Raw genomic sequence first — 15,540 nt, forward strand, 5'->3', positions numbered from 1 at the left:
TCCACCTATCGATGAAAACCATTTCCGCGTTTCTACTACTCGTTCTCCTGTGTCTGGGCTGCTTCGCTGCTCGTGCGCAACCCCGCACGGCCAACCTGCCGGACGCCGACAAGATCGCCGGCCTGTCGAAATTCTGGTCCGAAGCGAGTTATAATTTCGCTTACTTCGACAAAACCCATATCAACTGGGACAGCGCCTACCACGCTTTCATTCCGCAGGTGCTGGCGACCAAGACCACCTACGACTACTACCGAACCCTCGAACGCTTCTGCGCACTCCTGAAAGACGGGCACACCAATATCAACGCGCCCTGGTCGCTTTTCAACTATTCGACCTATGTGCCGCTCCGCTTCGTTCTGATCGATAAGAAACCCTACGTCGCCCGCGTGCTGAAAGGGTTATCGGACAGCGTACCGATCGGCTCCGAACTACTGACCGTCAATGGCCAGCCGATTCAGTCGTATTTGACTACAGAGGTAGTCCCGTACATCTCGGCGTCGACCGACCACGAGAAGTGGAATACGGCGCTGACGAATATATGGAGTGCCACGACGGATACGTCGACGGTTTATCCTATGACGTTCCGAACACCGGCCGGTAAGGTCATATCGTTCAACTCGCGGCTGTTTTCCCAGCGCGAGCGCGACGGGTCGCAGTGGCTACTGGGTGATGGCAGCAGCCCGGCCAAACGGCAACTGTCGCGGCTGACGATGCTACCCAACGGCATTGCGCGTGTCGAACTGAATAGCTTTAGTGAAGACAAGCTGATCGACGAATTCAAAACGATGCTCCCTCAGTTGCAGACGGCTAAGGGCATTATCCTGGATATCCGGCAGAACGGCGGTGGTAGTACGGGCATCGGGGCCGAGATTCTGAAGTATTTCACCGACGAAAAAAAACTGGTCGGGTCGGTCTGGCGCACGCGGGAACACCGGGCTGCCTTTAAAGCCTGGGGCAACTACTACGCCACGCAAAAACTGGATTCGGCCGAAGCGAAAAGCGATTTTTACCAGCGGGCACTGAAAACAGCCAAAGGCGACTTCTGGTACAAAGGCGATACGATGACCTTCGACAACGCCGTCCGGGAGCCCCGACTACGCGCGCCGGTGGTCGTGCTGGCGGGCAACAATACGGGGTCGGCGGCCGAAGATTTCCTGATTATCATTCGTCAGTTGAAAACAACCCGGATTCCCATCATTGGTGAACCGTCGACGGGGTCCACCGGCCAGCCCATGTCGTTTTCCATGCCCGGCGGTGGTTCGGCCCGCATCTGTACCAAACGCGACACCTACGCCGACGGAACCGATTTCGTCGGGGTGGGGGTGATCCCCGACGTGCTGGTCGCGCCTACCGTGCAAAGCCTGATCAGCGGTAAGGACGTGGTACTGGACAAAGCGGTTTCGGTACTCTCAACCAGTCAGCCCATTGTCAAAAGAAAGTAAGCTAAAAACCCGTTCTGTTATGAAAAAAACACGCGTCTTATTCCTGCTGAGTCTACTAATTTTCAGCGCACCTTTGTTCGCCCAGCGCACCGGTGACGGTATCGTCGGCAGCAGAAACATCACCGAAGAAACCCGTACGGTGGCCAGCTACGACCGCCTGCTGGTCGACTACACCATAAACGTACGCATTGCCGACGGAGAACCCGGAACGGTGCTACTGTCGGGTGAAGACAATGTTCTGCCTTACGTACAGATTGCCGTCAACAATGGTGAACTGAGCGTGGGCTTGTCGCGGAAAGCCAACTTCAAGGACACCAGACCCGTTACGGTGACCATTCACCGGGCCGCTTTACGGTCGATTCAGGCCAAAACGGCCTGCACGATTACCGCCGACGTACCGGTTGTCGCGGATCAGCTTACCGTCTCGCTCGATGAAGCCAGCCGACTGATGGCCGACCTCGCCGTGCAGCAGCTCACGGTTACGCTACAGGCGGCTTCGTCGATAACGCTGCGGGGCAAAGCGCAACGAGCCAGCTTTCAACTGGAAGGGGCCAGTCGTGTTGCTGCCGAACAGCTCCGCATTGCCAAAGCCGACCTGACGCTGAACGGGGCCAGTCATGCTAACATCGACGTAACGGACAACTTATCAGCCTCGGCCGATGGCGTCAGCAAGATAACGTACTCCGGGAGTCCGACTATCGACGCGCAGCGAACGGCGGGTTTATCGACCATCAAACGCCGGCAGTAGCGCACGGTTGATCGACTCCGCTAAAGGCGTTATCTTTGCTGGCGATACCGCCACGTAGTTGGTTGTATCGCCAGCAGGAGGACGACCTCCCCCATAGTGGGATACCAATCCGGGACGGCCCGATCGAACCACGGTCAGCGTCATGTCCTGGATTTATTTGTTGTTGGCGGGGTTACTGGAAGTTGTCTGGGCCTCGTTCATGAAGCAATCAGCGGGGTTTATCCGGCTTGTCCCCTCCATCATCACTGTTGTTGCCCTGATTGCCAGCTTTGCGCTGCTGGCGCTGGCGATGCGTACATTGCCCCTCGGTACCGCCTACACGATCTGGACGGGAATCGGAGCGGTCGGGGCCTTTATCGTGGGTATAGTCATATTCGGCGAACCCATCAACGCCACCCGCCTGATCGCGGCCACTTTGCTGATCGCCGGGCTGGTACTCATGAAACTAGCTGCCAAATAACAATGAATACAATAGCCATTCGTAAAGCTGAACTGGGTGATCTGGCTGCGGTGCAGGAAATCGCACGCGCGACCTTCTTCGAAACGTTTGCCGCCACCAACACGGAAGCCGACATGCGGCACTACCTGACTGAGAAGTTTAGTGATGCGACTGTTTCAGCAGAGTTGAATCACCCTGATTCGTCGTTTTTCATTGCCTGGGCAGACGAAACGCCGATTGGCTACCTGAAGATCAACACAGGACCGGCGCAGACTGAACCGCAGGGTGACACCGCCCTCGAAATTGAGAGGATCTACGTCCGAAACGCATACCACGGCAAAAAGGTAGGGCAACTCCTGTATGAGCAGGCCCTGGTCAGTGCCCGCCAGCAAAACAAGACGCAGCTCTGGCTTGGTGTCTGGGAAGAAAACCCCAGGGCGATTCGGTTTTACGAGAAGAACGGTTTCGTGGCGTTCGACAAACACATCTTCCAACTCGGTACCGATCAGCAAACCGACATCCTGATGCGAAAAATACTCGCGTGAGGCCGGTTGATGCGCAGGAGTATAGCTTGTGTATCAGGGGAAGACCGCGAAACGACTACCCCTCGATCCATCGGCGCAGGTCGGGGGTGCGGGCGGTGCTGACGATGAGCGGCTCGGTTCGGCCGGCAACCCACACCGCTAGCCGGTCGTTGAAGTACGACTCCAGCCGGTCGATGTAGCGGATATGGATTAGCTCCGACCGATTGATCCGGAAAAAACGGGCGGGGTCGAGTTGCTCCTCCAGTTCGTTCAGACTACCGTTCAGCGGGTATTTCTGTCCTTTCGCGTCGAACGCAAAAATTACCCCCTCATCCGCCTGAAGGTACGTAATGTCGTTGGTGTCGAGCAGGTGAATGCCCTGGCGAAGTTTGACGGCGAAGCGCTGGCGGTAGCTGACCTGGGCAGGCCGGAGTGCGTCGCGCAGTTGATTCAGTACGGTGTCGGTGAGCGTTGGCGCGGCCGGGGGGTGCGAGGTTCGTAGCAGTGTGTATTTGTCCAGCGCCTGCCGCACCTGCTGTTCGGTGAACGGCTTTAGCAAATAAGCAATCCCGTTCCCTTGAAAGGCGCGCAGCAAAAACTGGTCGTAGGCGGTCGTGAAGATAACGGGGCAACTCACCTGTACCCGGTCGAAAAGCGCGAATACATTCCCGTCCAGCAGTTCGATGTCCGAAAAAAGCAGGTCAGGGGCGGGGTTCGTCGCGAACCAGTTCGTGGCTTCCTGCACGCTGGGCAGGCTGATCAGGATGCGGGCATCGGGCAGCAGGCGCGTCAGTAGCTCGGCGAGTCGACGGGATGCGATGGCTTCGTCTTCGAGTAAAACAATGGTCACAGGTAAGGCAACTAGGGATGAATAAGGGCCGGGTTTGGCGAGTCGATGGGAACGGGGCGCAGAATGGGCAGGCTGACGACGAATTCAGCCGCAGTCGATTGTATCCGCACGGTCTTGTCGGAGAGCAGCGCGTACCGAGCCTGTACATTCTTCAGTCCGGTACCCGTCGACTCAACGGGTGTCAGTTTCGGGCGTCGTTCGTTCCGTACTACGGCGGTGTCGTCGGTAATCGTCAACTCGACAAGCAGTGGATCGGTTTCGCTACCTTGGTTATGCTTGACGGCGTTCTCGACCAGTGTCTGTAAGCTGCCCGGTAACACCAGTACCGCCAGCGTATCGGGAATGTGTACCGTTGTTACGATTTCGTACGCCCGGCCGAAGCGTTGCCGGATCAGGTAGCTATAGTCGTTCAGGAAAGCCAGTTCATCGGCCAGCGGTACCACATCCTCCTCCTTGTTGCGAATCAGGTAGCGGTACAGCGCCGAAAAGCGGTGCAGGTACGCGCTTGCCTGTTCGGGGCTGCGTTCGATGAGGGCACCCAGGACGTTTAGGTTATTGAACAGAAAGTGCGGGTCGATCTGCGCTTTCAGGTGGCGCAACTCGGCTTCGGTACGTTCCTTCTCCGCCCGGATAAGCCGTTGCTGGGTTTCGAAGAAATGCTTGCCCGTCAGTACCGCAGCCAGCACACCCGCCTGCGTGGCTACATCGATGAAGCTGTACAGCACGTCGTACCAGCGAAAAGGCTGACCGGCATGATATCGCTGCCAGATCAGTAGCTGATCGACCAGACCGAAGAAGGCGAGTACCGCCAGCATCGACAGGAACAGCAGCCCATACCGCCGGGTGAATAGAAACGCCGGGAACAGGACGTAAACGATCACCAGTACCGGACCGGTATGTGTGGCCACGTTTAGTACCCAGCCGGAGAGTATAAACCACCACGGATGCTCCCAATTGCCCGCCACCATAAACGGGAAGGCCATGACCCAGAGAACGCCGATCAGTACCCAGTCGGAACGGTTGGGTTTGCGAAACGGTTGCTGCCCAGTTTTCATCATTTGGTTTGATTGAGGCCGTCAAAAGTAAAGGGGTTTGGGCTTTCATCCCGCTGTTTCTTCATACCAAGGTTGTAGCGTACGCTGAACCCGACCCGCCGTGTATCGCCCCGGCGCGACCCGTCGGCCGTAACACTGCCCTGATTTAGCACAAACGTATTCCGGTTGGTGTAAAGCAGATCCGAGAGCGAGAGGGTAACGATCAGGCGGCTGTTGAGAAACTTCCGGTTAACGCTCATATCGACCGTACCAAAATTGCCGAGTTCATAAAACTGCCGCTGCCCGCGAATCGACCAGAAGCCGTTGACCTGGAGCGTCGAGCGGCTGTCGAGGTCAAGCTGGTGGTAGGTTAGCAGTGTCCACGATCCCCGGCTGAACGTAAGGGGTTGCCCTTCATACTGCCCGATGTACTGATTATGGTTGTACTGACCAATCACGACAAAGAAGTAGCGGCCACCGGGCGGAATACCGAGCAGCATACGGAAGTACGTTTCCTTGTTCCGACCCAGGTTGTCGGTTGTTCGGTAGGCGACGCTGGCGTTGGCGGGGTTCTGATACAGCACACTGGAAAAAAGTTGCTGCGTATGGTTTTGTCCGATAGCCAGAATCGGCAGGTTCGCGACGCTCAGGTTTGCTTCGACGTTCTGGGTAAACTGAGGCTGTAAGGCCGGATTGCCCGTATCGTACAGGTACTGATCGACGTACCGGATGGCGGGATTCAACTGATCGTAGCTTGGTCGGGTGATGGACCGGCGGTAGATGAACGATGCCTGAACGGGGAAGTTGGCAATGGATACGACCGGCCGACTCAGGTACAGGTAGGGGAACAGATCGGTGCGCCGGACCTGGAAGGTCGTGTCGGTGGGTACACGCTGGTGACCGTTCATGGTCGTGTGTTCGAGCCGAAGTCCTGATTTGAGAATGAACTTGCCGAACGTCTTGGCCGCCTGCACATAGCCGCTGTGGATACCGTCGGTGTAATCGAAGGTGTTTGTTCGGGACGGATCAGGCTGGCGAATCATTTGTTGGATCGTCACATAATCGGTTTGGCTGGTGAACCATTGGCTGCTGGTTTTCAGGCCCGCTTCGAGCGTGAGTTTGCGTGGTAATTTCTGAATCCAGTCGACCTTGGCGGTGGCTAGCTGCCGCCCGGTTAGCAGGTCACCTTCACCCAGGAGGGCGGGGCTGGCCGGACGGTTGAATGCCGTCTGGTAATCCTGATTCGTGTGAGCCCCCAGGTAGCTGTACGACAGATCGGCGGTGATTTCCGACCCCAGCGAATCGAGTTTGTAGCGGCTGGACAACCCCTGCGTCAGGGAACCGTTCTGACCGACATTCTGAACCGTATTCAGGTTGTCGACCAGGAGTTGCCTACCTTCAATTGACCGGATTTGGGTGCTGTTGTCGGCGGCCGTGTTGGTAGCTCCGTAGTTCGCCCGCCCGTCGAGGTTTACCTCCCAACGTCGGTTCAGTTGATAGCCCAGGCCATAACCGGCAAAGAACGCATCGCCCGGTGTGCGGGTGTACCCTTCCTGACGAATAAGCTGGTTGCCTGGCAACTGGCGCGACCCGGTGAGCTGGTCGTAGTTGTCGCGTCGGCTGTAGTTCAGGTTCAGGTAACCGGATCGGTTGCCCGTACCATCGTTCAGACTAAAGCCAACGCTCTGGTTGCCAAATCGCCCCTGGTTCATCGTGGCGGTTATGCTGCCCGTTCGTCCCAGCTTAATGCCTTTTTTGAGGATAATATTCACCGCGCCCCCGGCACTCGACGCATCATAACGGGCCGACGGTGTACGCATGATTTCGATCCGCTCAACGCTATTCGGTGGCAGGCTTCGCAGTAGCGTGGCTATATCTTCGGCACTCATCCGCTGCTCCCGGCCGTTGATGTAAATCGTGGCGGGTACCGCGCTGGTTAGGTACACGTTTCCATCCTGATCCAGAAACAAACCCGGTGTTTTGGTGAGCAATTCAAAGGCGTTGGTGCTGCTGTTGGCGAGCAGTTCAGGGTTAACGATGGTCTTGTCGTCTTCCTGGTGCATGAGGGCTTTTCGGGCCGTAACGGTCACGGAAGTCAGGGTTTTGGCATCGGCGTCGAGGGCGAACCGGAACGTAGACTGGGCTTTCGTCAGCCGGATTCCCTGCGTAATCGGCTTTTTGCCCAGTGCCGTAATGCGGAGCTCGTAGGGGGTATCCGACCGGAGCATCAGTTGGGCGACACCTGCTGTATCGGTGATGGTAGCGAGTTGGCGGGTCGAGTCCGACCAGGCCCGAAACCGAACCGTGGCCCCAAATAAGGGCTGCTGTTTCGTGTCGGTCAGCACAACTCGCACCCGGCTCGATCCCGTGACGGAGGATAGTGTGTCGGAAGCGGGTTGGGCTCGCAACGGGATGAATGATAGCAGAGCGAGGAGACAGGAATATAGGAGCCGCATAGGTTGGCGTCAGGTTGTTGAACGAGCCAAACCTAGCCTTCGACGGATTAGTACACTCGCTGTTCTTGCCCAACCGGGGGAACAAGCTGATGAGCCAGGGGGAAATAGCTGTGGACTGATCGCGCAACTGATGTGGTAGTAGTATACCAATCGGTAAAACAGGCTTACAGTAGCCTTCTTGTCATTGCAGCGCCTGTTGCCGCTGCTCGTCTATCGTCAGAAAACTTCATGATTCGTCTTTCATTCGCCAGAGTGCGTTTTGTGCCGACCGCGCTCGCTACGTTGTGGCTGGCCACTGCTTTGCCCGTTGCCGCCCAGGATTGGACACTGGGGCCGTTTGTACGGCCCGCCGGTATAAATCCCGTTATTCTGCCCGATCCCACCAGCACCTTTATCGACCCCATGAGTGGGCAGCGCCTGGCCTGGGAAGCCAGCGATACGTTCAACCCCGCAGCCATCCGGCGCAAAAACAAGGTTTATGTCCTCTACCGGGCCGAAGACCGCTCCGGGCAAGGCATTGGTAAACGTACCTCCCGGCTGGGGATGGCCGTCAGCAAAGACGGGCTGCGCATGAAGCGCCGGAAAACGCCGGTATTTTACCCCGCCGACGACAGTCAGAAAGAATTCGAGTGGCCCGGCGGCTGCGAAGACCCCCGGATTGCCGTGACCCCGGAGGGGCTGTACGTCATGTTCTACACCCAGTGGAACCGGGACGTGCCCCGGCTGGCCGTCGCTACATCGAAAAACCTGACGACCTGGACCAAACACGGTCCGGCCTTCCGGCAGGCGTACGGGGGGAAGTTCAAGAATCTGGCCAGCAAGTCGGCGTCGATTGTGACGAAGCTGGAGAAAGGTCGGCTCGTGATTACCCGCGTCAATGGCCAGTATCTGATGTACTGGGGGGAACGGTTTATGAACATTGCTACCTCCACCGATCTGGTAAACTGGACGCCTTCGGTGGACGCGAAAGGCGAGTTGACAGCCGCCCTGCTGACGCGCCCCAATCATTTCGACAGCGATCTGACCGAGTGCGGCCCGCCGGCCCTGCTGACCGCCAAGGGGATTCTGGTCCTGTATAACGGCAAAAACAAACCCGGCGCGGGGCGGGACACGACCTATACGGCCAATACCTACGCAGCTGGTCAGGTGCTGTTCGACGCCAAAGAGCCGGGGCGGGTCATCGCCCGGCTGGACAAGCCGTTCTTCGTGCCCACCGAGCCGTTTGAAAAAAGCGGCCAATACCCGGCGGGGACCGTCTTTGTGGAAGGGCTGGTCTACCACAAAGACAAGTGGTTTCTGTACTATGGTTGTGCAGACAGTCGGGTTGCCGTTGCCGTTTATGACCCGGCCACCAGGTAAGTCGATCCCGTTGGTTGGGCTACCCAGATGATTTGTTTGGGAAGTACACGGGCAATTGCTCCGCTGCTTTGTCTCGGGTAAGAAAGCTACTTTTCGGATACATCGGGAACAAAACATAGTAGCATGAGTTAGGTACAATTAATTGAGAGTAAAAGACAACTGTACCTTTCACTAAAACGAAAAACACCGTGAACAAAATCATCGTAGGAGCTTCTGTAATAGCCATAATGGCCTTGTCGCAAACCAGTTTCGGTCAGGCAACCCAGGAAGCCAAGGCGGAGAAAAAAGAGCAGAAAGCCGAAAAGAAAGTGGCTAAAGCCAAGGAACTTCGGTCTAACGCGGCCACCGGTAAAGGCGTGGAAATCGCCGGTATATCGGACCCGAAAACCCGCAATGCCAAAGCGGATCGCAAAATGGAGCATGCGGAAAAGAAAGCCATGAAAAGCGACGCCAAAGAACTAAAAGCGGCCGCTAAAGACGTGAAGAAGAAGGCGGCTGGTATTGATTAATAGCAGGCCGGTTCTCAAACCGGCTAAAATTTGTACGTAGTAGCCAATCGGGCCGCTACGGCGAAGACGCAGTCACATGATGTGGCTGCGTCTTTTTGTTAGGTGCTACAACACGACAATGGTTGTTAGTGCATCGTTGCGCCAGACATCGTGTGCTACGGACTGAGTATGATACGATGAGACGCATGATATCCTCCGAATCCTTACGCTGACAGAGCAGTACGTGTTACCTTTGGGCTAACCTCGTAACTCCCTGCTCGATCGCGTTCATGTCAGCCCCAACAACCGTTTCTCCGGTAACCAGTCGCCCCGCTAAAATTAACTACCTTGATTACACCCGAGTAGTGCTGACCCTGCTGGTCATTCTGCATCATGTGTGCATTACCTACGGCGCGCCCGGCGGCTGGTATTTTCGACAACCGACAACGCAACTGGCGGCCCGGTTTGGCCTGACCCTGTTTGTGGCCACCAACCAGTCCTTTTTCATGGGGCTCTTCTTCCTGCTGTCGGCTTACTTCGTCGAACCGGCTTATCAGCGTAAAAGAGCCGCCGGATTCATGACATCACGTTGACACGAGCGCCTATTCAGTCTACGTTTGCTGGATCAGAGCCGTATTCGGCTAATCGGTAAACCAAGGTAGCTCACTCAAGATTAATGGCTCATTGCCTTCCGCCACTGGCAATCGTCAAGCGACATGATTACAAATCGGTTAGGCGTATGACAAAGGCTTGTCCAACGGTGTGCTGCGGGAACCCATTTCCCATCGGGACAGGGTAACGCGAGCAAATCGCAATTAACGCACGATCGACTTTGAACAGCCGGTAAGGATAGCCGCTAACGGGCAGCGACCGCTGTCGGCGCAGGGTTCTATCGAAGACGTCGATGGCTTTGACCTGACTGTTGGCTGCATAGATCAGTTGACTATCGTCGCTGAAGGCATAGTCCGCGTACACACCCTTCGAAATAGCCGCAAGTGTACCCTTCAGGACTAGATTGTAATCGAAAAGCGAGCCTCTGTTTGACGTCAGTAGATACGTGCCATCGGGCGCAACCCGAACAATCCGGTGATCAACGGCTGCGTCACCGACCTGCTCAATGGTGGAAATGTACTCCCCCGTGGGCTTAAAATAATGCAGTATTGACCGGGTAGGAAAGGTATTCATACTGATTGCTAGCAGGTGAATCACTGGATTAATGGCATTCCGGAAGGCAATTAGTTTGTCGGCTCGTCCAGAATAAAAGCCACTTGCTACCGATGCTTTTCCCCCTACATAGCTCGTTATTACCTCACTCGACAAAAAAAGTACATTTTCCGAAGTTGCCAGCGACCAGACTACGTTAGGACGCATAACATACTGCACCTTATTGAGATCTCCTCCCGGAAACCGAACGTAAGAGAACCCGGTCGGAACGTACAAATCTCCCGTTCGGGGGTCGATATACGGATAATATGAATACTCCGTTTGATTAAAATTGATAATAGCAAATCGGGCGTCGGCGTAGCTCGCCACACGCTTCGACTGAAGCGTGTAGGACTCGATTAAACCTGATTGATAAAACAAATAAAATTCCTGACGCAGTGGATGAAACAGGATCTCATAGGGTCCATTGTTATCGACCGAAAATAGAAATGGGTGCTGGGGTAACGTACAGTCCACACTATTACTGGTGATACGCGCTGGCGTACCCGGTGTCGACAGAAGCCCGACAACCGCATACCGTAAATAAGGGGCGTAGGGAACGTTTCGATCAACGTATGTCGTGGAGTCAGCCTGATTGATCTGGGCTACAACGCTGAAACTTTTCGTGCGGGTAACAGGGTCAAAGGCTGGATCTTCCGAGCGGAGCACTTGATACGATTTAAAATCAGCGTGCGTTAAGCGGCTCCAGCGCAGGGCGATCTGCGTGCTATCGATAGTGAATTGGGCGTCCTGTAGAACAATTTTATCCGGGAAGGAATCGGCTAGCGGATCGACGGGTTTGCAGGACCAGTTCAGTGAAAAAATAAATGCCCACAGAGCTATCCAAGGCGCTACATTTTTCGCGCAGTTTCGGTACTTTGTCATTTGTTCGAAAATTAAACATATCATCGTTTATTCCTTACATGCCATTACGTCTACCCGCTTATTTTTTTCTACTTATCTGTTTTTTTCAATCCGCACCGGCCTGGGCTCAGTGGCAACGTACGCTTACGGTATCATCCAGGTGGCCTGTATCGCTATATACGCAAGGGGACGAAACCTGGGCATCGGTCGTTCAGGAAGTAAATGGTGTGACATCGGGCCGGAACGTGGCTTATACGGCCGATGAAGGGCAAACCTGGTCGTTCGTTGGTACGACGACGGGTTCTAATTACCCCGATCCACCGGCCAGATCGATGGTAAAGCTCAACGGACGGCTGTTTGCCGCCAGCAGTGCCGGCCTTTACGTATCGACGGACGGCGGTAAAATCTGGTCGGCCGTCAAAACGGAGCCACCGTTCACGACTATCGGGCAGTTGATGACCAACGGTCAGTTGTTGATCGCGGCCCGGTACGACTATGAGGGGGCGGTGATGCTCTCTGCCGACAACGGTGTGACCTGGCAAACCAGTCCGGTTCAGGATTTAAAAGGAATCGCCTGTCGCAACGATTCGCTCTTCGCCTATAACTACTCCGCAATATTACTTTCCACGGACGCTGGTAAGACGTGGAAAAAATTGCTTGATAGCCAGTACTCCATTCAACAAATCGCGGTCACCAACACGGGCAGTCTACTGGTTACGAGCAGTCGGGACGGTTTACGACTGTATGACCTGAATCGGCAGGTATGGCGTACCATAACACTCGCGTCCCGGCTGAATCAGAGCGAACAACTGGCAACTCGACTGCTGGCCGTAACCGAAAAGGCCTGGTTTGTTTCGACGGACTACACGCAGAATGTGTATGCCAGCACGGACCAAGGAAAAACTTGGATCGACATTAGCGCCGGTTTACCAACCGACCGCCGACGCTATAGTTCCGGATTGACAGCCTTGGCGGTATCCAACCGTTCGGTATTTACAATTCTTGGACCATCGGTCTGGCGACGGGATTTGAGCGAACTGCGACCCGACTACGTTGAATTTCCTGATAGTCTGGTTGCAACAATCAGCCCGCGCGATCAGACGGCGTTAACCTGGCGCGATAATAGCCTGACCGAAACAGGTTTTCGTCTCGAACGAAGCCTGTCCGAAACAGGTCCGTTTACCGAAATTGCCCGGCTACCCGCCAACGTAACTCAGTACACAGACACCGATGTTGCAAACGGCCCAACATACTATTACCGACTCAGAACTGAGGTTAATAGCCAGTTATCCGGTTACAGCCCCGTACTCACGGCAGTCCGGCCAGTCCGGAGCTGCCAGTCTATCAATCGCATTATGGGTACGAGTTTTTCTGACGTTCAGATGGTTACCGCTAGTCGGGGGTATCTGGTTGAAGAAAACTCGGACGGAGCCACTCAACAGCAATTGCTGGAAACGCTGGATGGCGGAAAGAGCTGGCACGCCATTTTCCCGCGGCTGGGCCGAGCTTACTTCTCGAGCGTTCGCTTCAGTGGTATCGATCGTGGGTATATCGTGAGTGGTAGCGGTAACTTATTGCAAACCCGCGACGGCGGAAAGAGCTGGCGCGAGGCTCTAACGGCTAACAGCTTTATAAGCGCTCCTCATTTCGTGGATGACAAGATCGGTTTCGCAGCGGGACAGAATGGCCTGTTTTACGCGACAACCGATGCCGGTGATACCTGGGTTGGCCGGGAGAGTCGGCTACGGGCACCCAGCTCGATCTGGTTTATTAATCAACGGGTTGGTTACGCGACAGCGGGTAACTCGGTTTTGAAGACAAACGATGGAGGCTATAGCTGGGTGCCTGTGTTTGTTGACAATCGATCCTACGCAACCATGCAGCGAGTCTGGTTCACAACGGAATCCGTGGGTTTTGCTTTTGGCAATAATGGCCTGATAAAAACGACTAACGCTGGAGAAACCTGGAGTCGCCTGTCGGTTTCCAGCCGGACTCTCGCCATTATGGATCTCAAGCAAAATGCGGCTGGTCACCTGTTCGTGAGCGGTTTATATCCAGGGCCTAATCAATCCATAGGGGAGGGTTCCTTTCTGTTTAGGTCTGTCGATCAGGGCGCTACCTGGGATTCGGTCGCCGTACCAGCGCAGGGTTTCTTTACGCGGCTTAGCTTTTCTGGTCAAACGGGTTGCCTGGTGGGGCCACAACGCAGTATTGCCATGAGTTACGATGGTGGCGCTACCTGGCAGTCGGTCAGCCACGATCCGTATTCAGTTCGTGCTGTGAGTCGAATTAATCGGTCGATCGTATCAGCGCGTAGGACAGGTGCCAAAGCCATTGTATTGTGGAGCCGGGATGGTGGTGAGAGCTGGCAGAACTACGAAATTGCGCAGCCACAGGTCCTCAATGGCACCGTCTACGTGAAGCAGATCAATCCGGAGCGAGTTGTCGTTATTACTGAATATCTGGTGAGCCAAACGAACGATGGTGGTCGCACCTGGACCTCTCGGTCGCTACCCATGGCCGGTAAGCAGTTCTACAACCTGATCATCGTCAACGAAAAGGTCATGTATGGCGTCATGCCACGCGATGGTCGCGACGGTTTTGACCTACTCAAAACTACTGACGGTGGCCTCAACTGGAGTAGGTTACCCACGCCGTTTAGCCCCACCATATCTATGTCTTTTCTCGACGAGAACAACGGACTAATCACCGCTAATTATATCGGGGATATGTACAAAACTAGCGATGGTGGACAAACCTGGCAAAAGCTACGGGTCAGCGTAGACGGAAACGCTTTGTACTCGGGCGGTCTACAACTGGTTACGCCAGCTATCGCCTTCGCCTGGGAATTGGAGCGGCTTTACAAAACCAGTAATGGTGGACAAACCTGGCAGTCCGTTGACTTATCCAGTACTCGACTGCCGGGTTCATACAGTCAGTTTATCAATTCCTGTTTTTTTGTTAACGCGAATCTCGGCTACATGCACCGCAGTGCTCAACTCTACAAGACCGAAGATGGCGGACGGACATGGCAGGGAATGGGAGCGCTAGTGGCAGGGAACGGATTTGCTCAGATAACGGCCGATGATGAGTTCTTGTTTTTGTCTAACAATTACTACGGGGCGCTTGGCAAAGTATTGCTGCGCGAAAGGCCAGCAATGCCCCACGAACCCATCGGTAAACTGGTAGGGTGTTTGGGGACTCAGCAAAGCTATTCGATTACCAACCAGGACGCGTATTCTTACGAGTGGACATTATTGGGAGGGGGGCAGTTAGCTGTGAACCGTAGTCGAGTCACGGTTGCGGTTACGACACCCGGTACGTACACGCTAGCCGTTCGGTCATTGGATGAGTGTGGTATCAGTGACGCGAAGGCCATCCAGTTGCCCGTCCGAGAACGACCCGCCACACCGGCCTGGGATGCGCAAGCGCTGCGTCCATGCCCGCAAACAAGCGTTTCCTACAGCGTTCGGCCGGTCGATCAACTAAGCTATGACTGGCGAATTGATGACAGCTTGTTGGTCAGTAGTCGCTCCAATACGATTGGTATAACCTGGCCCAGCCCGGGCGCTCGCACGTATGTACTTTCTGTTGCGGGTGATGACGGGTTTTGTAGCAGCGATCCTGTTTCCAGTACGATCATTATCAAATCGCTGCCAGTAAAACCCCTCGTTTTTCAGGCTGGATCGGGTGAGTTACAAACGAATGTTACCGGGCAGGTTCAATGGACGTTCCAGGGCCAGCCAATTCAGGGGGCTACCAGCCAACGATATACGGCGAACCAGGGTACGGGATTTTACGCCGTCCGGGCAATCAATGAGTGTGGCTACACACGATCGGATTCCGCCCTCCTGGTGATTACGGCGCTCGAGAACGGGTTAGCGAGTAAGGTGACGGTTTATCCAAATCCAACCCAGGCTCGATTGGCGATCGATATAACTCATCCGGGAACAAAGACCCTATCGCTGACTTTGACTAGCTTATCTGGACAATTGATGATGAGTCGATCACTAGCGCCCGGTACTGTCCGCGCCGAGATTGACCTCAGCAGTTTACCAATGGCGACTTACTTCCTCATTGTTAGCGACGACAAAGAAAGGACGGTCTGTAAAATTATAAAACAGTGATCTGAA

12 protein-coding genes are annotated in these 15,540 nt (G+C 55.0%); 8 read left to right on the forward strand and 4 right to left on the reverse strand.

The window, feature by feature from the left end; translation table 11 throughout:
* The first annotated feature begins 11 nt into the window (after positions 1 to 11).
* The 4 genes from CLV58_RS00565 to CLV58_RS00580 all read left to right on the forward strand — a co-directional run bounded on the left by CLV58_RS00565 (position 12) and on the right by CLV58_RS00580 (position 3,174).
* The gene (locus CLV58_RS00565; protein ID WP_106135817.1) at positions 12 to 1,442 is read left to right on the forward strand and encodes a S41 family peptidase; all 1,431 of its coding nucleotides are present in this window, start codon (positions 12 to 14) and stop codon (positions 1,440 to 1,442) included.
* Positions 1,443 to 1,461: 19 nt separating this feature from the next.
* Complete coding sequence (locus CLV58_RS00570) at positions 1,462 to 2,190, forward strand: head GIN domain-containing protein (RefSeq protein ID WP_106135818.1); 729 nt, start codon at positions 1,462 to 1,464, stop codon at positions 2,188 to 2,190.
* A gap of 142 nt (positions 2,191 to 2,332) precedes the next feature.
* Positions 2,333 to 2,650 (forward strand): DMT family transporter, encoded by a 318-nt coding sequence (locus tag CLV58_RS00575; RefSeq protein WP_106135819.1) that lies wholly within the window; start codon positions 2,333 to 2,335, stop codon positions 2,648 to 2,650.
* Positions 2,651 to 2,652: 2 nt separating this feature from the next.
* The gene (locus CLV58_RS00580; protein ID WP_106135820.1) at positions 2,653 to 3,174 is read left to right on the forward strand and encodes a GNAT family N-acetyltransferase; all 522 of its coding nucleotides are present in this window, start codon (positions 2,653 to 2,655) and stop codon (positions 3,172 to 3,174) included.
* 55 nt (positions 3,175 to 3,229) lie between these two features.
* Here the strand turns inward: CLV58_RS00580 and CLV58_RS00585 are convergent, their stop codons facing one another.
* The 3 genes from CLV58_RS00585 to CLV58_RS00595 are packed head-to-tail and all read right to left on the reverse strand — an operon-like array spanning position 3,230 to position 7,493.
* A complete protein-coding gene (locus CLV58_RS00585) occupies positions 3,230 to 4,003 on the reverse strand; it encodes a LytR/AlgR family response regulator transcription factor (RefSeq protein WP_106135821.1) in 774 nt (257 codons plus the stop codon).
* A gap of 11 nt (positions 4,004 to 4,014) precedes the next feature.
* Positions 4,015 to 5,058, reverse strand: a complete 1,044-nt coding sequence (locus tag CLV58_RS00590) for a sensor histidine kinase (protein ID WP_211300799.1) — start codon at positions 5,056 to 5,058, stop codon at positions 4,015 to 4,017.
* Positions 5,058 to 7,493, reverse strand: coding sequence for a TonB-dependent receptor (locus CLV58_RS00595; protein ID WP_106135823.1), 2,436 nt, complete (start codon positions 7,491 to 7,493; stop codon positions 5,058 to 5,060). The genes CLV58_RS00590 and CLV58_RS00595 overlap by 1 nt, the downstream gene beginning before the upstream one ends.
* A 228-nt stretch (positions 7,494 to 7,721) precedes the next feature.
* Between CLV58_RS00595 and CLV58_RS00600 the strand changes: the two genes are divergently transcribed.
* The 3 genes from CLV58_RS00600 (at position 7,722) to CLV58_RS00610 (ending at position 9,933) form a co-directional block, all read left to right on the forward strand.
* A complete protein-coding gene (locus CLV58_RS00600) occupies positions 7,722 to 8,852 on the forward strand; it encodes a glycoside hydrolase family 130 protein (protein ID WP_106135824.1) in 1,131 nt (376 codons plus the stop codon).
* 188 nt (positions 8,853 to 9,040) lie between these two features.
* On the forward strand, positions 9,041 to 9,361 hold the full coding sequence (locus CLV58_RS00605) for a hypothetical protein (RefSeq protein ID WP_106135825.1): 321 nt from the start codon (positions 9,041 to 9,043) through the stop codon (positions 9,359 to 9,361).
* A 269-nt stretch (positions 9,362 to 9,630) separates the two neighbouring features.
* On the forward strand, positions 9,631 to 9,933 hold the full coding sequence (locus CLV58_RS00610) for an acyltransferase family protein (RefSeq protein WP_106135826.1): 303 nt from the start codon (positions 9,631 to 9,633) through the stop codon (positions 9,931 to 9,933).
* Between the two features lie 127 nt (positions 9,934 to 10,060).
* Here the strand turns inward: CLV58_RS00610 and CLV58_RS00615 are convergent, their stop codons facing one another.
* Complete coding sequence (locus tag CLV58_RS00615) at positions 10,061 to 11,428, reverse strand: hypothetical protein (protein WP_146141326.1); 1,368 nt, start codon at positions 11,426 to 11,428, stop codon at positions 10,061 to 10,063.
* Between the two features lie 38 nt (positions 11,429 to 11,466).
* Here CLV58_RS00615 and CLV58_RS00620 point away from each other — a divergent pair, with 38 nt between their 5' ends.
* Positions 11,467 to 15,534 (forward strand): YCF48-related protein, encoded by a 4,068-nt coding sequence (locus CLV58_RS00620; protein ID WP_170108617.1) that lies wholly within the window; start codon positions 11,467 to 11,469, stop codon positions 15,532 to 15,534.
* The last annotated feature ends 6 nt before the right edge of the window (positions 15,535 to 15,540 follow it).

The organism is Spirosoma oryzae, from assembly GCF_003002825.1.
GTDB classification, from domain to species: Bacteria; Bacteroidota; Bacteroidia; order Cytophagales; family Spirosomataceae; genus Spirosoma; species Spirosoma oryzae.